The 18,250-nt window shown below is 70.6% G+C and carries 25 protein-coding genes; 9 read left to right on the plus strand and 16 right to left on the minus strand.

Annotated elements, in window-relative coordinates; genetic code table 11:
- Positions 1-3: 3 nt before the first annotated feature.
- Positions 4-600, minus strand: coding sequence for a TetR/AcrR family transcriptional regulator (locus AB0L06_RS21230; protein WP_500232768.1), 597 nt, complete (start codon positions 598-600; stop codon positions 4-6).
- A 100-nt stretch (positions 601-700) separates the two neighbouring features.
- Between AB0L06_RS21230 and AB0L06_RS21235 the strand changes: the two genes are divergently transcribed.
- Both AB0L06_RS21235 and AB0L06_RS21240 read left to right on the plus strand, forming a co-directional pair.
- Entirely contained in the window at positions 701-1,348 is a 648-nt protein-coding gene (locus tag AB0L06_RS21235; RefSeq protein ID WP_500232769.1) for an FMN-dependent NADH-azoreductase, read from the plus strand.
- A 42-nt stretch (positions 1,349-1,390) separates the two neighbouring features.
- Positions 1,391-1,711, plus strand: a complete 321-nt coding sequence (locus tag AB0L06_RS21240) for a DMT family transporter (protein ID WP_500232770.1) — start codon at positions 1,391-1,393, stop codon at positions 1,709-1,711.
- Between the two features lie 83 nt (positions 1,712-1,794).
- Here the strand turns inward: AB0L06_RS21240 and AB0L06_RS21245 are convergent, their stop codons facing one another.
- Both AB0L06_RS21245 and AB0L06_RS21250 read right to left on the minus strand, forming a co-directional pair.
- Positions 1,795-2,577 carry an oxidoreductase gene (locus tag AB0L06_RS21245; RefSeq protein ID WP_500232771.1) on the minus strand — a complete coding sequence of 261 codons (783 nt, stop codon included), beginning with the start codon at positions 2,575-2,577 and terminating at the stop codon, positions 1,795-1,797.
- A gap of 82 nt (positions 2,578-2,659) precedes the next feature.
- Positions 2,660-3,235: a TetR/AcrR family transcriptional regulator gene (locus AB0L06_RS21250; protein ID WP_500232772.1), complete on the minus strand. Its 576-nt coding sequence runs from the start codon at positions 3,233-3,235 to the stop codon at positions 2,660-2,662.
- A 75-nt stretch (positions 3,236-3,310) separates the two neighbouring features.
- On the opposite strand from AB0L06_RS21250, the gene AB0L06_RS21255 reads away from it, so the two are divergent.
- The gene (locus AB0L06_RS21255; RefSeq protein WP_500232773.1) at positions 3,311-4,327 is read left to right on the plus strand and encodes an LLM class flavin-dependent oxidoreductase; all 1,017 of its coding nucleotides are present in this window, start codon (positions 3,311-3,313) and stop codon (positions 4,325-4,327) included.
- Here the strand turns inward: AB0L06_RS21255 and AB0L06_RS21260 are convergent.
- Positions 4,255-5,439, minus strand: a complete 1,185-nt coding sequence (locus AB0L06_RS21260; RefSeq protein WP_500232774.1) for an MFS transporter — start codon at positions 5,437-5,439, stop codon at positions 4,255-4,257. The two genes, AB0L06_RS21255 and AB0L06_RS21260, sit on opposite strands and share 73 nt — an antisense overlap.
- A gap of 107 nt (positions 5,440-5,546) precedes the next feature.
- Here AB0L06_RS21260 and AB0L06_RS21265 point away from each other — a divergent pair, with 107 nt between their 5' ends.
- Complete coding sequence (locus tag AB0L06_RS21265) at positions 5,547-6,026, plus strand: Lrp/AsnC family transcriptional regulator (protein WP_500232775.1); 480 nt, start codon at positions 5,547-5,549, stop codon at positions 6,024-6,026.
- Here the strand turns inward: AB0L06_RS21265 and AB0L06_RS21270 are convergent.
- A complete protein-coding gene (locus tag AB0L06_RS21270; RefSeq protein ID WP_500232776.1) occupies positions 5,998-6,600 on the minus strand; it encodes a TetR/AcrR family transcriptional regulator in 603 nt (200 codons plus the stop codon). The two genes, AB0L06_RS21265 and AB0L06_RS21270, sit on opposite strands and share 29 nt — an antisense overlap.
- A 48-nt stretch (positions 6,601-6,648) precedes the next feature.
- Between AB0L06_RS21270 and AB0L06_RS21275 the strand changes: the two genes are divergently transcribed.
- From AB0L06_RS21275 to AB0L06_RS21285, 3 genes are all read left to right on the plus strand, one after another.
- Positions 6,649-7,557: a GNAT family N-acetyltransferase gene (locus AB0L06_RS21275; RefSeq protein ID WP_500232777.1), complete on the plus strand. Its 909-nt coding sequence runs from the start codon at positions 6,649-6,651 to the stop codon at positions 7,555-7,557.
- Positions 7,558-7,687: 130 nt separating this feature from the next.
- Positions 7,688-8,716, plus strand: coding sequence for a hypothetical protein (locus tag AB0L06_RS21280; RefSeq protein ID WP_500232778.1), 1,029 nt, complete (start codon positions 7,688-7,690; stop codon positions 8,714-8,716).
- Positions 8,717-8,728: 12 nt separating this feature from the next.
- Positions 8,729-8,854: a hypothetical protein gene (locus AB0L06_RS21285; RefSeq protein WP_500232779.1), complete on the plus strand. Its 126-nt coding sequence runs from the start codon at positions 8,729-8,731 to the stop codon at positions 8,852-8,854.
- Here AB0L06_RS21285 and AB0L06_RS21290 read toward each other — a convergent pair.
- Genes AB0L06_RS21290 through AB0L06_RS21300 form a run of 3 tightly spaced genes read right to left on the minus strand, consistent with a single transcriptional unit; the run spans position 8,851 to position 10,547 of the window.
- Complete coding sequence (locus AB0L06_RS21290) at positions 8,851-9,573, minus strand: aquaporin (protein WP_500232780.1); 723 nt, start codon at positions 9,571-9,573, stop codon at positions 8,851-8,853. The genes AB0L06_RS21285 and AB0L06_RS21290 overlap by 4 nt on opposite strands.
- Positions 9,574-10,053 carry a DUF3237 domain-containing protein gene (locus AB0L06_RS21295; RefSeq protein ID WP_500232781.1) on the minus strand — a complete coding sequence of 160 codons (480 nt, stop codon included), beginning with the start codon at positions 10,051-10,053 and terminating at the stop codon, positions 9,574-9,576.
- A gap of 47 nt (positions 10,054-10,100) precedes the next feature.
- Positions 10,101-10,547 carry an ester cyclase gene (locus tag AB0L06_RS21300; protein ID WP_500232782.1) on the minus strand — a complete coding sequence of 149 codons (447 nt, stop codon included), beginning with the start codon at positions 10,545-10,547 and terminating at the stop codon, positions 10,101-10,103.
- Positions 10,548-10,635: 88 nt separating this feature from the next.
- Between AB0L06_RS21300 and AB0L06_RS21305 the strand changes: the two genes are divergently transcribed.
- On the plus strand, positions 10,636-11,262 hold the full coding sequence (locus AB0L06_RS21305; protein WP_500232783.1) for a TetR family transcriptional regulator C-terminal domain-containing protein: 627 nt from the start codon (positions 10,636-10,638) through the stop codon (positions 11,260-11,262).
- Positions 11,263-11,293: 31 nt separating this feature from the next.
- Here AB0L06_RS21305 and AB0L06_RS21310 read toward each other — a convergent pair whose 3' ends face one another.
- Both AB0L06_RS21310 and AB0L06_RS21315 read right to left on the minus strand, forming a co-directional pair.
- Positions 11,294-11,845, minus strand: a complete 552-nt coding sequence (locus tag AB0L06_RS21310; RefSeq protein ID WP_500232784.1) for a hypothetical protein — start codon at positions 11,843-11,845, stop codon at positions 11,294-11,296.
- A gap of 43 nt (positions 11,846-11,888) precedes the next feature.
- On the minus strand, positions 11,889-12,464 hold the full coding sequence (locus tag AB0L06_RS21315) for a TetR/AcrR family transcriptional regulator (RefSeq protein WP_500232785.1): 576 nt from the start codon (positions 12,462-12,464) through the stop codon (positions 11,889-11,891).
- A gap of 102 nt (positions 12,465-12,566) precedes the next feature.
- Here AB0L06_RS21315 and AB0L06_RS21320 point away from each other — a divergent pair, with 102 nt between their 5' ends.
- Positions 12,567-13,469, plus strand: a complete 903-nt coding sequence (locus AB0L06_RS21320) for an NmrA/HSCARG family protein (protein WP_500232786.1) — start codon at positions 12,567-12,569, stop codon at positions 13,467-13,469.
- On the opposite strand, the gene AB0L06_RS21325 is transcribed toward AB0L06_RS21320, so the two are convergent.
- The 6 genes from AB0L06_RS21325 to AB0L06_RS21350 form a co-directional block, all read right to left on the minus strand.
- Complete coding sequence (locus tag AB0L06_RS21325; RefSeq protein ID WP_500232787.1) at positions 13,441-13,740, minus strand: winged helix-turn-helix domain-containing protein; 300 nt, start codon at positions 13,738-13,740, stop codon at positions 13,441-13,443. The two genes, AB0L06_RS21320 and AB0L06_RS21325, sit on opposite strands and share 29 nt — an antisense overlap.
- Positions 13,740-14,195, minus strand: coding sequence for a hypothetical protein (locus tag AB0L06_RS21330; RefSeq protein ID WP_500232788.1), 456 nt, complete (start codon positions 14,193-14,195; stop codon positions 13,740-13,742). Before AB0L06_RS21330 ends, AB0L06_RS21325 begins: the two co-directional genes overlap by 1 nt.
- An 89-nt stretch (positions 14,196-14,284) precedes the next feature.
- Positions 14,285-15,115, minus strand: a complete 831-nt coding sequence (locus tag AB0L06_RS21335) for a citrate/2-methylcitrate synthase (RefSeq protein ID WP_500232789.1) — start codon at positions 15,113-15,115, stop codon at positions 14,285-14,287.
- Positions 15,112-15,861, minus strand: a complete 750-nt coding sequence (locus AB0L06_RS21340) for a CoA-transferase subunit beta (protein ID WP_500232790.1) — start codon at positions 15,859-15,861, stop codon at positions 15,112-15,114. Before AB0L06_RS21340 ends, AB0L06_RS21335 begins: the two co-directional genes overlap by 4 nt.
- Positions 15,858-16,790, minus strand: a complete 933-nt coding sequence (locus AB0L06_RS21345; RefSeq protein WP_500232791.1) for a CoA transferase subunit A — start codon at positions 16,788-16,790, stop codon at positions 15,858-15,860. Before AB0L06_RS21345 ends, AB0L06_RS21340 begins: the two co-directional genes overlap by 4 nt.
- Positions 16,775-18,208 carry an aldehyde dehydrogenase family protein gene (locus AB0L06_RS21350; RefSeq protein ID WP_500232792.1) on the minus strand — a complete coding sequence of 478 codons (1,434 nt, stop codon included), beginning with the start codon at positions 18,206-18,208 and terminating at the stop codon, positions 16,775-16,777. The genes AB0L06_RS21345 and AB0L06_RS21350 overlap by 16 nt, the downstream gene beginning before the upstream one ends.
- Positions 18,209-18,250: the final 42 nt, after the last annotated feature.

Raw genomic sequence — 18,250 nt, forward strand, 5'->3', positions numbered from 1 at the left:
CGGTCAGCTGAGGACGCGGGTGGCGAGGTCGGTCAGGGACGTGGTGATCTCGGCGGTCGTGTGCCCGTCGGCTCGCAGCCGCTCGAACAGTTCGGGGGCGAGGGGGGCCAGCAGGATGTCCGCCAGCACGTCCACCTGGCCGGCGGCGCCGACGGTCGTGGTGTGGTCGGCGGCGAGGGCTCGGACGTGGGCGCGCCAGAAGCCGTAGGCGCCGGTCTCGAAGCGGCGGGGGCCGGTTTCGGCGCCGAGGACCAGCGCGATGTGCGCGTCCAGGAGTTCGACCATGGCGGCGTAGAAGGCGGCCAGGCGCTCGGCCGGGGGTGCTCCGGGGCCGAGCGGAGGCTCGCCGCGCAGGAGTCTCTCCTGGAGGGCGCGCTCGTGCTCGTCGAGGAGGGCGCGGGCGATGGACGCGACGTCGGGGAAGCGCCGGTAGAGGGTGCCGCGTCCGACTCCGGCGGCCTTGGCGACGTCGTCCATGGTCACCGTGCGCGGGTCGCGGGAGGCGAACAGTTCGGCGGCGGCCTCGAGAACGCGTGCCCGGTTGCGGGCGGCGTCCGCACGCTCGCGGGGGCGTTCCGGCTGGTCGGCGAACAGGTTCATGGCGGAGACCCTAACCCACGGAAGGAAAAGTGGACAGCATGTCCGGTTAAGCTCTACCTTCATAAGCGGACGGAGCGTCCACTTATGAAGGAGTCCTCCCGTGACCTCGTTGCTGCACCTCACCGCCAGCGCCCGCCGCGACTCGTTCAGCCGCCGCGTCGGCGACGCCTTCGCCGACGCCTGGCGCGAGGCCCACCCCGAAGGCTCGTACGTCCTGCGGGACGTCGCCGCCGCCCCCGTCCCCCACATCACCGAGGCGTGGACGGAACTGTGCGACTACGCGCTCGAACACCAGATCTCCGACCCGGCGCGGTTGCACGAGGCCGCCCGCACGCCCGCACAGCGTGCGGCTTGGTCGATCGTCGAACCCCTGCTGGACGAACTGCTCGCCGCCGACGTCGTCCTCATCGCGACGCCGATGTACAACTACTCGGTCCCCTCCTCCCTCAAGGCATGGCTCGACCAGGTGACGTTCCCGCGCGTCTCCCTCGCGCCGCGCCGCTTCGTCGTGGCGTCCGCGCGCGGCGGCGCCTATGGCCCGGGAACTCCCAAGGAGCGCTTCGACCACCAGGAGAGCTTCCTGCGCGACTTCTTCCAGGGCCACTTCGGCGTGGACGACACCACCTTCGTCCACGCCGAACTCGTCAACACCCGCGTCGACCCGTCCCTGGCCACCCTGCGCCCCAAGCACGACGAGTCCCTCGCCGCCGCCCTCGACACCGCCCGCACCCTCGCCAAGGACTACTGACGTGCACCGCTTCCGCCGACCGCCTCGTCGAGGAGCACTGACATGAACTGGCTGTTCCTGGGGCTGGCCGGGCTGGTGGAGATCGCGTTCTCGCAGAGCATCCGCCCCACCGAGAACTTCACCCGGCCGCTTCCCACCGTCGTCTGCTTCCTGCTGGGAGCGGCGTCGATCTTCCTGTTGTCGCTGGCCATGCGCGGGCTGCCGGTCGGCACCGCCTACGCGGTGTTCACCGGCATCGGCGCGGTCGGCGCGATCACGCTCGGCATCACCGTCCAGCGCGACCCGGTCAGCGCCGGACGCCTCGCCGCGCTGACCCTGATCATCGCCGGAATCGTCCTCGCCCGCGCCACCACCCCCGAGTGACCCCACCCGCACCATCGAGGTCCACACATCCCGGCCCGCGCTCCGAGGTCCGCACACCCCGGCCCGCCTCCGCGTGGACGGGGTCAGGCGGTTTTGACGACGCCGCCGTCGATGAGGTGGTCGGAGGCGGTGATGCTGGACGCCACGTCGGAGAGCAGGAAGGTGATGAGGGCGGCGACCTCCTCGGGTTCGGTGAGGCGGCCGGTGATCATGCCCATGACCTCGGGGACCTTGGTGAGGAACTCCTCGTGGGGGACGTTGAAGGACTCGGCGAGGCGGGCGCCGAAGTTGTCCGGGGCCTCCCAGATGGCGGTGCGGACGGGGCCGGGCGAGACGGTGTTCACGCGGACGCCGCGTGGGCCGTACTCCTCGGCGAGGGCCTTGCCGAACGCGGTGAGGGCGGCCTTGGCGACGTTGTAGGCGATCGGGCCCGCCGCGGGGAGACGGGCGCCGATGGACGAGACGTTCACGATGGCGCCGCGCCGGTCGGCGAGGCCGGGCAGGATCGCGCGGGTCACCCGGACGGCGCTGAGCAGGGAGAGGTCGAGGTTGCTCCGCCACTCGTCCTCGGACACGTCCAGGAAGCCGTGCACTTCGACGGTGTCGCCGCCGCCGAGGTTGTTGACGAGGAGGTCGACGCCGCCGAACTCGGTGGCGGCGCGATCGGCCAGCTCGCGCGCGCCCGCGTCGGTGGACAGGTCGACCGGGATGGCGATCGCGCCGGTCTCCTTGAGTTCGGGGGTCACCGTGCGGGCCGCCCCGGCGACGGTGACGCCTTCGGCGACCAGGGAGCGGACGGTGGCGAGGCCGATGCCACGGCTGGCTCCAGTGACGACGGCGGTCTTGCCGGACAGTGCGAGATCCACGAAGGACTCCTTTTCTTGACCTGGAGGTACAAAATATGGGCACAAGAGGGGCCGACGTGCGAGACGCCGGCCTCTTCTTTCGTTACAGGGTGTCGAGCAGGCCGTCGACCACCTGGTTCAGCTGTTCTCTGCTCTCGCCCGCGCGGGCGAGGACCTGCAACCCCAGCAGGCTGCTGAGGATCATGCTGGAGACCGCGCCGGGGTCGCGCCCGGGGTCGATCTCCCCGGAGCGCTGCGCCTCCTCGACCGCGCCGCGGAACGCGGCCCTGGTGCGCGCGAACTGGTTCCGGACCGTCTCGCTCACCTCGGGGTCGCCGCCCCCGCCCAGCTCGGCCGCGGTGTTGACCACCATGCAGCCGCGCGGGTCGACGACGTTGACCTCGACGAGGAACTCCAGCGCCCGCCGCAACCGCTCCTTCACGGGCCCGGGACTCCCCAGGAGCTCGATCAGCCCGGCCGCCTGGTCGTCGCGGTACCGCTCGAGCGCCTTCTCGAACAGCGCGTGCTTGCTGCCGAACGCGTGGTACAGGCTGCCCTTGCCGATGCCGAGCGCGACGACGAGGTCCTGCGGCGTCGTCGCGCCGTACCCCTTGCGCCAGAAGACGTCCATCGCCTGCACGACGGCCGCGTCCGGATCGAACTGCTTCGGTCTCCCCACGAGTCCCACCTCACCAGTTCTTGACCTCGAAGTCAAATACCGGAATGCCGCGCCGCGCCGCGTGTTGTCCTGAACGTGAGCGAACCTCTGCGAAGCATCCGCTGGTCGATCCTGGACCGTTCCCGCACCCGCGAGGGAGAAGATCCGCCGCGGGCTCTGCGCGACACCGTCACGTTCGCCCGGCAGGCCGATGAGCTGGGCTTTCACAGGTTCTGGGTGTCCGAGCACCACAGCGTCCCCGGGGTGGCCGGGTCCGCGCCGACCGTTCTGGCGGCGGCGGTCGCGGCGGCCACCTCGCGCGTGCGCGTGGGGACGGGCGGGGTGATGCTCCCGAACCACAATCCGCTCATCGTCGCCGAGCAGTTCGGTGTGCTCGCCTCGCTCTACCCGGACCGCATCGACATGGGCCTCGGACGATCCGTCGGCTTCACCGGCGGCGTGCGGCGCGCTCTGGGCCACGACCGCGAGGACGCCGCCGACTTCGCCTCACAGGTGCACGAGCTCCTCGGCTACTTCAGCGGTGAGCAGGACGTCCATCCGGGTGTTCACGCATGGCCGGCCGAAGGACTGCACGTCCCCGCATTCGTCCTGGCCACCGGGCAGGGAGCGGATCTCGCCGCCCAGCTCGGCCTGCCGCTCGTCATCGCGCCCGCGCGAGGCGAGGACGCCATGGTCGCCGCGATCGAGCGGTACCGCGAAGCGTTCCGTCCGTCCACGCAGGAGGACGAGCCATACGTCATCGTGTCCGGGACGGTCGCCATAGCCGACACCACCGAAGAGGCCCGCCGCATGCTCATCCCGGAGGCATGGGCCAACGCCTACTCACGGACGCATGGGGAGTTCCCGCCGCTCATCCCCGCGTCGCGCATCGAGTCACTCACCATGACCGACCGGCAGCGCCGCATCTTCGACGACTCCATGCGCGGCCACGTGCACGGCACCGAAGAGCAGGTCGCGGACGAGCTGAACCGGCTCCTCACGCGCACGCGCGCGGACGAGTTCCTCGTCCACACCAGCACCTACGACCGCGCCGCCCGCTTGGACTCCCACCGACGGCTGGCATCGCTCGCAGGCCTGCGCACCACCTGCTGAGCAGCCAGGACGATCAGCGCCAGCACACTCGCGCCGAACGCCAGCGCACGCGCGCCCGCATGCGCGAGGACGACCGTCGAGAGCAGCGACGCGACAGCGGCCAGCGACCAGACGGCCGCGTCCACCGCTCCTTCCAAGCGAGCGCTCTCCGCAGGCGGGAGCCCAATGGCGAGCAGGGCGCTACCGCCGACGAAGCACAGGTTCCAGCCGTATCCGAGCAGGAACAGCGTCAGCATGCGCGCGTCAGGGAACACCCCTGCAAGCACAGTCGACATCACGAGAACGCCCAATCCGGCACGTGTGACAGGCCATGCTCCAAAGCGGTCCACCGCCCGTCCCGTAATGGGTGACAGTGCGAACATGCCCAGCGTGTGGGCGGCCAGGGTCTCGCCCACCGAACCGAGCCCGTCCCCATGCATGTGCATGTCGACCGGCGCCGCGGTCATCACTCCGAACATGACGACCTGCGCGGTGGCCAACACCGGCAGCGCCGTCCGCGCGGACGGCAGGGCGAACAGCGACCTCAGCGGGACGCTCGGCTCCGAGTCCTCGACGCCGAGGCGCCGTCCGGTCATCGCGAACCCGGCGATCCCGGCCGTGATCGCGGCGAACACGAACGGCCCGGCGAGCATCGTCAGGCCAAACGTCCCCGCGAGGTGCCCGGACGGTCCGAGCAGCAGCGGCCCGCCGACCGCCCCTGCCGCCGCCGACCACACCACCAGCCCGATCGCGACCCCGCGCCGTTCCGGTGGGTACAGCTCCGCCGCCGCGTACCGCGAGAGCTGCGCGGCGGCGTTCCCGAGGCCGAGCAGCAGCATCGCCAGGGTCAGCACCGGAATGTTCCCCTGGACGGCCGCGACCGCTCCCAGCATCCCGCTGAACGCCGCGACCCCGTAGCCGAGGGCCAGGACCGTCCGCCGGTCGTGGCGCCGGAACAGCCGGGTCAGCAGGATCGCGCCCGCGCCCGTCCCGATCACGTCCGCCGTGGGCGGGACGGCGCCCCAGCCCGTCCCGAGGTGGTCCCCCGCGACCAGCGAACTCGCCGTGCTCGCCACCGCCATCGTCGCGTTCATCAGCGCCACGCCCGCGCACAACCCGATCATCCGCGTCATGCATCAGAACGGTAGAAAAGCGGAGCCATCCGATGAAGGGGCGTTCGATGGCGTTCGTCCGGTTTCGCCGTTAGTTTGAAAGCTCTTCCCGCCGAAGGACCTTCCACATGGACCAGACCGACCAGCGGATCATCACCGAGCTCCAGCAGGACGGACGCCTGTCGTTCAACCGCCTCGCCGCGCGCGTCAACCTGTCCCCGCCCGCCGTCGCCGAACGCGTCCGGCGGCTGGAGGAGTCCGGCGTGATCACCGGCTACCGCGCCGACGTGGACCCGGCGGCCGTCGGCCTCCCGCTCACCGCGTTCGTCCAGATGCGCTGCACGCCGGGCCGCTGCCTGCTCAAGACGACGGTCTCGGAGGACCTTCCCGAGGTCGTCGAGCTCCACAAGCTGAGCGGCGCGTGGTGCACGATGCTGAAGGTGCGCGGCGCGTCGCTCCCGCACCTGGAGGGCCTGTTCGAGCGCCTGGGCGAGCACGGCGAGATCAACAGCCACATCGTCCTGTCCACGCCGTTCGAGGCCACGACCGTGGACCCGCGCCCCGCCCAGTCGCGTCCCGTCACCCCGTCCCAGGGCTGGACGCGCTGAGCTCCGCCAGGAAGGCGTCCAGTAGGCGGAGCTGCCGTTCGGGCGGAAACGCGTCCGCGTCGAGCAGCGCCTGGACGATGAGCCCCAGCATGAACGAGTTGATGAACGCGGCCACGTCGTCCGCATCGGATTCCGGGATCTCGCCGAGCCGCTGAGCCACCAGGACGTGATCCCGAATCCGCTCGCGCGCCTGCGCGTAGCGGAGGCCATGCCCCGCGGCCAGTTCCGGGGCGCTGAGTGCCGCGTCCCATGAACCGATCCAGATCCGGTTGCTGGCGGCAGCCTCCGGAGTCAGCGGAAGGGTTTCGGCCAAGGCGGCCCGCAGCCCCGCCAGTCCCTCGGGCGCGGACGGCGCCGGACGCGCCCCGCGGCGCTCGTCCAGCAGCCCCAGCGCGTGCTCGACCAGCTCCCGCTTGCTCCCGAAATAGTGTGTGACCAGGCCGGTCGTCGCTCCCATCTCGGTGGCGACCGCCCGCAACGTCAGCCCGCCGAACCCCTGCGCGGCCAGGACGCGCCACACCGCCCCGGACACGTCCCGGCGGCGGGCGTCATGGTCTCCCTTGTGACGCGACATGGCGACAGAGTACATTCACAAAACACCCGTTATGCGAATGGAGCCGTCTTGCTCGTCCACCCGCTGCGCCTCGACGCCGAGCTCCGCCCGCTCGAACCGCACCACGCCGCCGAGTTCCTGGCCCACCAGGACCGCGCCCGCGAGCACATCAAGCCGTGGGTCGGCGCCTCGTTCGTCGTCTCCGACCTGGACGGCGCCCGCCGGGTGCTCCAGCGCTACGCCGACACCACCGCGTCCGACCAGCGCCGCATCTACGGCATCTGGCTGGACGGCGTGCTCGTCGGCGGGACCATGTTCGTGTCCCTCGACACCGCCACGGGCGTGTGCGAGATCGGCTGCTGGCTGGAACCCGCCGCCGAGGGCCGCGGCCTGATCACCCAGGTCGTCCGGCTGATGATCGACTGGGCCTTCCGCGAGCGCGGCCTGACCCGCGCCGAGTGGCGCACCCTGCCGGGCAACGTCCGCAGCATCGCCGTCGCCGAACGCGTCGGCATGACCCGCGAGGACGAGGGGCTCTGGGCCCTGTCGTCCGAGGACTGGAACCCGCCCGCCCCCGAGACCGACGAGATCGACCGCATCATGGGCGCCCTGCTCGCCGCCGTCGACAACACCGGCGGCCGGACGCCCGACCTCGACGACCTCCGCGACCTGTTCCTCCCGCAGGCCGTGATCGTCAACAACACGGGCCCCGAACCCGACGTCCACGACCTGGACGGTTTCATCGCGCCGCGCCAGAAGATCCTGACCGACGGGACGCTGACCTCCTTCTCCGAGTGGGAGGTCGCCGACCGGACCGAGATCATCGGCTCCGTCGCGCATCGCCTCAGCGACTACCGCAAGTCCGGCGTCCGCGACGGTGTGCCCTTCGAGGGGTCGGGACGCAAGACCACCCAGTTCGTCCGCACCCCGGACGGCTGGCGGATCCTCTCCCTCGCCTGGGACGACAACCCGGCATGACCTGCAAAAACGCGCATCCGGCATGACTGGGCGCGACCACGGGACGGCGCTGCGTCGGGATTCCTTACGGACTTCGAACGTGATCGCCGCGGCCCTGTCCGCCCGTCCGCGGAGATCGTTTACTTCGGGCATGACCATCACGCGCACCCACCGCCTCGGCCTCGCCGCCACCGCCCTCGCCGCCGCCCTCCCGGCCCTCGTCACGCTCCCCGCGCACGCCGACACGACCCCGCAGATCGCCTCGACCAGCGTCTCGCCGGCCACGATCACGGGAGGCGACGAGGCCGTCCAGACCATCCGGCTGAACGCGCCGGCTCCACCGGGCGGCCTGGCGGTCGAAGTGATCAGCGTCGGCCGCAGTGACCGCAACTACCCCTACTCCGTCCCGAACGACGTGGTCAGGGTCCCGGCGGGGCAGACGAGCGTCAGCTTCCCGATCCGGCTGGAGGCGTACTCGGAGACGACGACCGTCCCCCTGGTCGCCAGCACGAGCGCCTCCCAGGCCACCACCGACGTCACCGTCGTCCCGCCGGACTGGCGCGAGCAGACGGTGGCGAGCATCGACATGAACGTCCCGGACGACGCCCACGCGATCCTCGCGGGCACCAAGGCGACCGGCACCGTCCGCCTCAGCGCCCCGGCCAAGGTCGGCGGCACCTCGGTCGACCTCCGGCTCAGCCATGTCTCCGGCCTGCCCGACAGCCCCGAACCGAAGATCCCGCCCTACGTGGTCGTCCCGGCGGGGAGCACGCAGGCCACCTTCACCGTCGACTACCCGGCCGTCCCGCTCTGGCCGATCGGCATCACCGACATCGGCGCCGACGTGGGGCACCCGGCCATGCGCACGGCGCCCCTGTTCGTGCCCAAGAACTTCACGGTCGGCGTCACCCGGGAGCTCCGCCGCGGCGCCGGGAACAACGTCGGCTCCATCGGCCTCGGCGACAACTTCCACCCCTTCGGCGCGGTCATCGAACTCACCAGCGACACACCCGGGGTGCAGGTCCCCGCCAAGGTCGAGATCGGGTCCCAGTCCGTGGGCGCCAACTTCGCCATCAAGGTGGACGAGTCCGTCCCGGCCGGCGCCAAGATCAAGATCTCCGCCAAGTGGGTCCTCTCCCTGGCCGGAACCGTCACCACCACGGCCACCGTCGAGAGCTGACCAAGGAAGACAGTGGACGACACGGAAAGACTGGACGTACAGCGAATCTGGGTCTACCTCGCGGCGGCCTCGTACGTCATCGTCTGCTGGTACGGAATCTTCGTCCTGGCCTGTGAGCTTTGGAAGAAGATCTGCTAGTCGAAGCCCTGTTCCGGTGTGCCGCTTCGGGACTTCGGAGAAAGCCAGGCGAAGAGGGCGACGGCCGCGGCCGCCCCGGCCACCTCTCCCAGGAGGAGGCCGGGGAGGTCGTGCGGACGGATGCCCGAGAAGGTGTCCGTGAGCGTCCGGGCGAGGGTGACGGCCGGGTTGGCGTAGCCCGTCGGCGTGAACCAGAAGATCCCGACGACGTAGGCGGCCACGATGGCCGGGAGCGCGGCCGGACGACTCCGCGAGCACACCCAGACGATTCCGAGCAGCCCGAACGTGGCGACGAACTCGCCCAGCATCCGCGGCGCCCCGGACGCTGCATGGGTGGCCTGGGCGAAGACGGGCGTCCCGAACATGGCGTCCGCGATCCCCACCCCGGCGACGCCGCCCAGCAGTTGAGCGGGGACATACGCGGCCGCCGCGCCGGCCGTGACGTCGCGGCGAACCGCCATGGCGAGGCTGACCAGCGGATTGAAGTGGGCCCCGGAGATCGGGGCGAGCCATTCGATGAGCGCGAACAGCACCGCGCCGGTCGCCACGGCGTTCGCCAGGAGGGCCACCCCGGTGTTCCCCGCCGCGATCCGATCGCCCAGAGTCCCGGAGCCCACGATCGCCGCCAGCAGAAGCCCCGTCCCCAGGGCTTCGGCCACGCAACGCCGCCACAAGGACGGGATGGCCGGTGACGAGCCGTCAACCACGCCGACGCTCATTCACACCACCTGGGAGACCCTGTAGGCGATCCCGCCCTCGATCAGGTAGCCGGACCCCACGCAGACGACGTCGTTCAGCCATGCGTAGCGTTCCGCGCCCGTCTCAAAGAGCGGGTTGGTCCTGAAGTAGTACCGGGACGGATCGACCAGGTGACGCCCCACGGTGTCGGCCATCGCGGCGCGCAGTTCCGGCGGTGTCGTGTAGCGGCCTCCGTAGGTCATGTGCAGCAGGGCTCCGTCGTCCGTCCGCAGGGTGAGCCGGACGTCCAGGAGCATCGTGCCGTCGGGACGGAACAGCGCCCAGTCGCCGCCGCCCGGCAGCACCTCCCCGCGCAGCATCGGCCCCTCGAACGCCCCACCCGCGGAGCCGAACAGGACGCGCCGCCCGATCGGCCCGGCCTCACCGAAGTCCCGTCGCGGTTCGAGATCGACCACGATGTCGAACAGGAACTCCGTCCGGATCTCTCCGACGTCCTTCACACGCGGATCCGTAAGCACGGCGCCTCGCCTCTCGTCGCTCGGGGATTTCACGCGGCCGCGAACAGCAGGTGCCGGACGGCGTCGGTCGAGACGCCCGACTGGGCGCACAGCTCCGACAGGTCGAAGAAGAACCGCTCGCCGGCGATCAGGTCGTCCGCGAACGTGAACTGGATGAACACCGGGAGTTCGGCGCGCGCGCCGCTCGGCGCCACGCCGAACCGCTCGCCGGTCATGGTCATCCGGACCGTCCCCCAGCACACCAGGGTGTCCTCGTTCGCGGCGCTTCCTTGCAGGTCGACCTCATAGTCCGGGAACGCGGCGAAGAAGCGGCGCAGCGCCGCCCCGTTCCCCTCCAGCCCTCGGGCCGTGGTCCCGAAGGCCGGGTTCTCCAGCACCATCTCCGGGTGCAGCAGCTTCAGGGCCGCCGGCACGTCCTGGCGGCTCTTGGCCTCGGCCAGCGCCTGCGCCAGCTCGAACATGCGATCGCTCTCCACGATCGTCCTCCCTCGATGGGTTCGACGGGAGACAAAACAATACGAACGATCGTACGTAAATGCAACGGAGTGTGGAACGATGGAGAGGATGAACGACGACAAGCCCTCACCCGACCCGGCCGTGACCGACGGACGGCTCCTGCGCGGCGCCCGCTCGCGGCGGGCCGTCACCCGGCACGCCGTCGACGTCGCGTCCGCCGAGGGACTGAACGGGCTCAGCCTCGGACGCCTGGCCACCGACCTAGAGCTGAGCAAGAGCGGCATCCAGACCCTGTTCCGGACGAAGGAGAACCTTCACCTGGCCACGGTCGACGCGGCCCGCGACCTGTTCCTCGACGCGGTCGTCCGTCCGGCTCAGAGCACGGCACCAGGAACGGCACGACTGCGCGCCCTCGTCGAGAACTGGATCGCCTACGCGGAGAAGCCGCTGTTCACCGGCGGCTGCTTCTGGTCCGCCAACCTGCCCGACTTCGACAGCCGCCCCGGCCCCGTCCGGGACGCCCTGGCCCACCAACGCCGGGACTGGCTGACCCTCATCTCCACCGAACTCCGCAACGCCATCGACGCAGGCGAGATCCGGGACCTGGACACCGACCTGACCGCGTTCCAGATCGACGCGATCCTCAACGCGACCAACATCGCCCTACGCCTGGACGACAAGAACGCCACCACCAGGGCCCGCCGCGCGATCGAAGCCTTCCTCACCCGCCCCTGACCTGGCATCCGCGACGCCGAGGGCTCTACCTCTACTCGTCTGCAGCGAGCTGCAGGAAGACGGTCGCGTAGTACTCGCGGCGTCCCGCGATGAACTCGGCAGCCTCCTCGCCGGTCATCTCCTCACTCTCGCGCAGGTGTTCCAGCAGGCCGTCCCGCGCTTCATGCTCCGAAGCGGTGACGTAGGCGATGGTGTTCGCCGTCCCGCCCGCGGACTCGATCAACTGATGGGGCAGCCCGCACCAGGTGTCGAAGCTGGTGCCGAGCGCATCCCACAGAAGCCAGACGTCCTCCGGCCGCTGATGCTCCGCCACCAGAAGCGCGGCGATCTCGGCACCGTGGCTGAAACCCCAGACATGCTCGTGGAACAGAATCTCCTGCTCCAGCAGAAACCGCGCGAAGCCGTGGTCCACCGCCCCTTCGACCAGAGCGAGAGCCTCCAGGACGTCCCGACGGTCCTGCCACCGCCGATCAAGCGGCATTCCGTCCTCGTCTTCGGCCCCCTCGAACCGCAGCGACTCCCAGCGCCCGGAGTCCTCAAGCCACCAGCCGATCCCGAGAACGCCCTCGTCAGTCCCAGCCACACCCACAACCTTCCGTCCACAAACGAATCACAGGTCGTTCCACTCAACTTCGACGGAGGCCGGTCAGTGCCAGGGCGAGAAGTTGCTCGGCCTGGAGGTCGGCGTCGGGTTCGCGTTCGGTGCTGAAGGCGATGCCGTTGGCGAGTTTGAGCAGCTGGATCGCCGTGACGTCAGCGCGGACGGCGCCGGCCTCCTGCGCGCGCGCAAGCAGCCGATGGGCGGCGTCCTGGATCAGGTTCCGGCACCACGCCACGTCAACACCCTCACTCTGAAGCGCTGACTTGAGAGTCGCGGTGAACCCACGGGAACTGCTTCCGTCCCGGACGACCTCCAGCAGCCACGTGGTGAGCGCCTCGTCCGGCTCCGCCGTCGCGGGCAGTTCGGCCGCGCGCGCCTCGAGCTGCTCGACGCAATCGCGGTAGACCGCTTCCAGCAGCGCCTGGCGAGTCGGGAACCGCCGATAGAGCGTGGCGTTCCCGACGCCCGCGTGACGGGCGATGTCGTCGAGCGGGACGTCCACGCCGCGCTCGGCGAAGACCTCACGGGCCGCGCCGACCAGCCGCTCGGCATTGCGCCGTGCGTCGGCGCGCAGCGGACGCTGTCCCGGGGACGACGCCATGACCACCCTCTCATTGCAAAGTGGGGAAATCTCCCCATATGCTACCCGGCAATAAACGGTGAATATCCCCCACTTAATCCTTGGACGTCGACGGAGGCACTCATGTCCACTGAACCGATCGTGCTGGTCACCGGGGCCACCGGCCTGCAAGGCGGAGCCACCGCCCGGCACCTGCTCCGAGCGGGATGGCGCGTGCGCGCGCTCGTCCGCAACGCCTCGTCCCCGGCGGCGCGAACCCTCGCCGAGGCAGGGGCCGAACTGAGGACCGGCGACATGGACGACCGCGCCTCACTGGACGCGGCGATGCGCGACGTCCACGGCGTCTTCAGCGTCCAGCCCACCGCCGGATACCCCGGCACCCCGCCCGGCTTCACCGTCGACGACGAGATCCGCATGGGCCTGAACGTCGCCGAAGCCGCCAAAGACGCCGAGATCGATCACCTCGTCTACGCCTCGGTCGGCGGCGTCGACCGCTCCCCGGGAATCCGCCGCTGGGAGAGCAAGGGGGAGATCGAGAACCACATCCGCACCCTCGGCCTTCCCGCGACGTTCCTGCGTCCCGTCCGCTTCATGGAGAACCAGGCGAACCCCGTCACCGGCGTGCGGAACGGTGTCCTGACCGACGTCATCAAGCCGGACGTGCCCGTCCAGCTCATCGCCGCCACCGACATCGGCGCCTTCGCCGCACTCGCGTTCACCGACCCGCACCGCTATCTCGGCCAAGCCCTGGAGATCGCCGGAGACGAGCTCACCTTCCTCCAGATCGTCAACGCCATCACCCGTGCGACCGGCACTCCCGTCGCCTACAACGCCATCCCCCTCGAAGACCTCACCACGGCCGACCCCGACGCCCGGGCCGGCTACGAGTTCGCCAACAACCGAGGCGGCTGGCAGGCCGACATCCCGGCCCTCCGCGACCTCCACCCCACCCTGATGACCTTCGAAACCTGGCTCACCCGAGAAGGCGCCATCCTCTTCAATCGGATGCTCGACTGGCGGCGATGACGCGTTCCAGTGCCGCAGCGTGGCGCCGGAACGCCTCGTGGCCCGCGGGTGTGAGGCGGACGCGCGCACGGCGAGTGTTCCCGTGACGCGTTTTGTGGACCTGGACGTATCCGGCCGCGGTCAACGCCGACAGGTGCTTGGACAAGGCCGAATCGCTGGTGCCGATGCTGTCGCGCAGGAAACCGAACTCCGCCCACTCCACGGGAGCGAGCAGGGCGACGAGCGACAGCCGCGCCGGGAGGTGCAGGAACTCGTCGAAGTCCGGATCCATCAGTGCGGCATGTTGCGGCACAGGAACACGCCGTAGAGCCGGCGGAATCCCAGTCCCAACGGCGCCCAGGCCACCGCCACGACACCGGCGGTCATGAGACCCGGCCGCGGCGTGTCCAGCATGCGAGCGGCGATCAAGGAGGTGACGATCAGGGCCAGGAGGATCCCGGCAGCCCAGAGGTAGAGCGCGACCTCCCCGGCCGTCATCTTGCGGCCCACCGGGGCACGCCGCTGGTGCACGATCAGGAAACCCACGTTCAGTCCCATGCCCAGCAAGGCGACGGCCGGGCGCCAGTACGGCCCGGGCAGATCGAACGATGCGCAGATGAGCAGCAGTCCCAGCATCGGAACGGTGAACGCGCTCAGGCGGAAGTTGTGGCCTACCAACTCGTCGGCTGCCCGCTCCCGCATGCCGCCGATTCGAGCGAGCGATGCCTGAGCGTCGCGCGGGTCCATGAAGCGATCTCCCCTCAGCAACTTTCCTATAAGGAAAGTAACACCAACTTTCCCCGGGGGAAAGATGCCAAGGGGAGGCAGGGAAGCGGTCAGAGGTGGCGGTCGGGGGGGCCGTCGTAGTGGTCGGGGCCCTGCATCTCCAGGGAGAGGGGCTGGATCATGTCGCTGTTGGCGGACGCGCGCCAGCCCTTCTCGCGCGTGGCCTCCTCGATGGAGTGGGCGCACAGCGAGAGCGAGCGGCAGACGATGAACAGGGCCTTGAGCTGCAGGGGTTCGTAGCCCATGTCGAGGCCGACGCAGCCCATGGAGCCGGGGCCGTTGAGCCAGACGCGGCGGCCGAAGACGTCTTCGGTGGCGTCCTCCATGGCGCGGGCGATGGCGACGTACCGGCCGGAGATGCCCAGTTCGTCCGAGAGGCCGAGGAGGCGTTCGGTGCGGGGGTCGCGGATGTGCTGGGCGTGGTGGAAGCCGGGCATCCGCTCGCGGCGTTCGCGCATCTCGGCGACGACCTTGGCGGCGGCCTCGGCGTCGGAGAGGCCGTCGCGTTCGGCGCGGTCGGCGACGCCGCGGAACATCTCGGCGGGACGGTCCGCCGTGCCGTGCAGGCGTCCGATGGCGGCGACGCCCGCGGCGACGGCGGCGTTGAGGTCCGCGCCGCCGGACGTGGCGAAGCGGACGGTCGCCGAGGACGGGGACATGGCGTGCTCGGCCATGTTCACCATGATCGCGTCCGTCATCCGCGCGACCTCGGGCGTCGGGAGCTCGCCCTTCAGGACCAGGTGGAAGTGGTCGGCGAAGCCGATGGTGCCGGTCAGCTCGTTGACGTCGTAGCCGCGGATGACGATGCGGTCCTTGTTCTTCCACGCGATCGCCGTCTCCCAGGCGAACGGCTTCTTGTCGGTCGAGGGCTTCTCGCTCATCGTTTCCTCTCGGGGAAGTACACGCAGTCGGGGTCGAGGACCTCGCGCAGGAGGGTGAGTTCCTCGGCGGTCGGCGGGGCCACGGCGCCGAGTTCCGCGGCGAAGTCCACGTCGAAGCCCGTCTCGGCGCGGACGGCGTCCGGCGACGCGTCCGGCATCAGGGCGGTGACGGTCAGCGCGGAGTCGGCGGCCTCCATGACGCACAGGTCGGTGATGACCTTGACCTCCAGCGGCGGCAGGCCGGCCTTCTCGCGCGCGCCCGGGCCGGACAGGAAGCCCGGGGACGTGACGTGGTCGCAGCGTTCGGGGAAGCGGCGCCGTTCGTGGTCGGTGAGGACCACGACCTTGCGGCAGTGCGAGGCGATGTCGTTCGCGCCGCCCGAACCGGGCAGCCGCTTGCCCGCGACCCACGTCGAGTTGATGTTGGCGTGGCGGTCGATCTGCGCGCCGCCCAGGAAGCCGGTGTGCACCAGGCCGCGCTGGACGAGCCCGCCGAGCGCCTCGAACAGGGATCCGTGCCGGGACGCGCCGTGCATGAGCCGCGGGTCCACGACGGACACGGGTGTCGGGACGACCCGGGGGAACACCACGCCGGACTCGATGACCAGCTTGGCGTTCGAGGCGTGGGCGCGCTGGGCCAGGGTCGCGGCCAGCAGCGGCAGCCCGGTCCCGACGATCACCACGTCCCCGTCGGCGATCTGCCGCGCGCCCTCGACCGCCAGGATCTCTCGGGGAAACGGCTTCAAACGTAGCTCCTCATGGATTCGGTGAGCGCGGCCCGGCGTTCCCCGCCGGGGTCGGCGCGGCGCAGGTAGCCGTCGAAGTCGGCGGGATCCAGGACGTGGCCCGCGAGCCAGGACGCGTAGCCGTCGCCGCCGCGCCGGGCGAGCGCCTGGTACGCCTTGATCTCGTCCTCGGCGAAGTCGTAGGACCGGTACACCGAGGTCGGGAACGCGCCGAACGGCTGCGCGACGACGGCCGACACGTACGCGCCGGAGATCGTGACCTCCTCCGGACGCGCGTTCAGCCCACCCTCCGGGACGATCTCCTCGACCGTCACGACCGTCGCCGAAGACGCCCGGACCATGTCCACCTCGTGGCTGGTCACGCCCTCGATGACGACGTTCCCGAACGGGTCGGCGCGGTGCGCGTGGATGAGCGACACGTCCGGACGAAGCGCCCGGACGAGAACGACCGGCCCCTCACCCCACGGATCGTCCATGACCTGGGCGATCCCCTCGGAGACCAGCGCGGTGAGGACGTCCGAGCCGAGCAGGCTGCGCGTCGGCAGGAACGGGACGCCGATCGCCCCGGCCGCGAACCGCGTCGCCATCGTGAGGTGGCTGTGGTCGCGGACGGTGATCCGCCCGGCCTCGACCGCGCGCCGCCACGCGAACAGCGTTCCGTAGCGTTCCAGGTTGCCGGACCCCTGCTCGGTGCGGACGACGAGACCGGCCGCGACGAGGATGTCGAGCGGCAGGGACAGGTTGCAGCCGACGACCGTCAGCTCGCCGACGCCCTGCCGCGCGACCTCGTGGACGAGCGCCATCGGGCAGCGGTTGATGTTCTGCCCGCCCATCCCGACGACCGCGCCCGGCCGGACGAACCGCTCGACCGCCTCCGCCGCCGTCACCACTTTGTCCGCGGCCAGGTTGCCGGTCAGTAGGTGATGCACGCCGACCGCCATTCGGTGTAGAAGTCCCAGACCTCGGGCGAGCACTCGGGCGGGCCGAACTGCGACAGCTTCGCGCCCATGTGCGGCAGGTGCGCGTACGCGCCGACGCCGGGCCGGTTGACGTGCAGCATCCCGGCCTCGAACCGGTCGAGCGCCTCGAACGCCCTCCCCATGTCGCGGGTGAAGATCGTCCCGGACATGCCGTACCTCACCGAGTTGGAGATCCGCATCGCGTCGTCGAAGCCGTCGCAGTCGATCACCGACAGGACCGGGCCGAAGATCTCCTCCTGCGCGAGCTCGGAGTCCCACGGGACGTCGCGCAGCACGGTCGGCTGGACGTAGAAGCCGTCGGGCAGGCCGTCCACGGCGCGCGAGCCGCCGATGGCGACGGACGCGCCGGTCCTCACGGCGCCCTCGATCGCCGACAGGCACGCGTTCATCCGCTGCTCGTTCACCACCGGGCAGACGTCCGCGCCGGGCCGCAGCGCCGACACCGCCGTGACCAGCCTCGCGAGGAACTCCTCCTTGACGCGCCGGTCGACGATCACCCGGGACGTCGCGGAGCAGCGCTGCCCGGCCTGCCCGAACGCGCCGTGCACGACGGCCTTCACGGCCTTGTCGAGGTCCGCGTCGTCCAGCACGAGGACGGCGTTCTTCCCGCCCAGCTCGAGCTGGGTGCGCAGCAGGCGCCCCGCGCCCGCCTTCTGGATGGCGAGGCCGACCGGCAGCGACCCGGTGAAGCTGATCCCGGCGACCGACGGGTTGTCGACGAGCCGCTCACCTGCGGCGATGTCTCCCTGCACCAGGTTCAGCACGCCCGCCGGAACCCCGGCGTCCGCGAACGCCCGCACGAGCAGCGCGGACGACAGCGGCGTGAACGGCGACGGCTTGAGCACCGCCGTGCACCCGGACAGCAGCGCCGGCGCGACCTTCCACATCGGGATCGCCAGCGGGAAGTTCCACGGCGTGATCAGCCCGACCACACCCAGCGGCACGCGGAACGTGTACGACAGCGTCCGCGGCTCCTCCGCCGGGGTCGTGACACCGTTCAGCCGCCGCGCCTCACCGGCCGTGAAGTCGATGATCGCCAGCGCCCGCTTCACCTCGCCGCGCGCCTCCGACAGGAGCTTGCCCTGCTCGCGGGAGACCGCGGCCGCGAAGTCCTCGGCGCGCTCCTCGATCAGCCGCTCGGCGGTGCGCAGGTACTCGGCCCGCCTGAGCGGGCCGAGCGCCTTCCAGGCGGGGAACGCGGCGGACGCGGCGTCCACCGCGTTGTCGATGTCCGGGCCGCCGGACTCGGCGAAGTCCCCGATCAGGTCGGAGACGTCGGCGGGATTCACATTCGGCCGGGTACGCCCGCTCTCGGGCGGTACCCATTCGCCGCCGACGTAATTGCTCGTCTCATGGTGCTGCGCCATGCGGCCAGCGTTCCGGTCCGCCGCGCCGGTCACAATGGGCAC

Source organism: Spirillospora sp. NPDC052269, assembly GCF_040679435.1.
GTDB lineage: Bacteria > Actinomycetota > Actinomycetes > Streptosporangiales > Streptosporangiaceae > Spirillospora.

Bases quoted from the DNA above. Each gene is read 5' to 3' on its own strand.
- AB0L06_RS21230 (WP_500232768.1), bottom strand. From the start codon at position 600: ATGAACCTGTTCGCCGACCAGCCGGAACGCCCCCGCGAGCGTGCGGAC.
- AB0L06_RS21240 (WP_500232770.1), top strand. From the start codon at position 1,391: ATGAACTGGCTGTTCCTGGGGCTGGCCGGGCTGGTGGAGATCGCGTTC.
- AB0L06_RS21260 (WP_500232774.1), bottom strand. From the start codon at position 5,439: ATGACGCGGATGATCGGGTTGTGCGCGGGCGTGGCGCTGATGAACGCG.
- AB0L06_RS21265 (WP_500232775.1), top strand. From the start codon at position 5,547: ATGGACCAGACCGACCAGCGGATCATCACCGAGCTCCAGCAGGACGGA.
- AB0L06_RS21270 (WP_500232776.1), bottom strand. From the start codon at position 6,600: ATGTCGCGTCACAAGGGAGACCATGACGCCCGCCGCCGGGACGTGTCC.
- AB0L06_RS21280 (WP_500232778.1), top strand. From the start codon at position 7,688: ATGACCATCACGCGCACCCACCGCCTCGGCCTCGCCGCCACCGCCCTC.
- AB0L06_RS21290 (WP_500232780.1), bottom strand. From the start codon at position 9,573: ATGAGCGTCGGCGTGGTTGACGGCTCGTCACCGGCCATCCCGTCCTTG.
- AB0L06_RS21305 (WP_500232783.1), top strand. From the start codon at position 10,636: ATGAACGACGACAAGCCCTCACCCGACCCGGCCGTGACCGACGGACGG.
- AB0L06_RS21315 (WP_500232785.1), bottom strand. From the start codon at position 12,464: ATGGCGTCGTCCCCGGGACAGCGTCCGCTGCGCGCCGACGCACGGCGC.
- AB0L06_RS21320 (WP_500232786.1), top strand. From the start codon at position 12,567: ATGTCCACTGAACCGATCGTGCTGGTCACCGGGGCCACCGGCCTGCAA.
- AB0L06_RS21325 (WP_500232787.1), bottom strand. From the start codon at position 13,740: ATGGATCCGGACTTCGACGAGTTCCTGCACCTCCCGGCGCGGCTGTCG.
- AB0L06_RS21330 (WP_500232788.1), bottom strand. From the start codon at position 14,195: ATGGACCCGCGCGACGCTCAGGCATCGCTCGCTCGAATCGGCGGCATG.
- AB0L06_RS21335 (WP_500232789.1), bottom strand. From the start codon at position 15,115: ATGAGCGAGAAGCCCTCGACCGACAAGAAGCCGTTCGCCTGGGAGACG.
- AB0L06_RS21350 (WP_500232792.1), bottom strand. From the start codon at position 18,208: ATGGCGCAGCACCATGAGACGAGCAATTACGTCGGCGGCGAATGGGTA.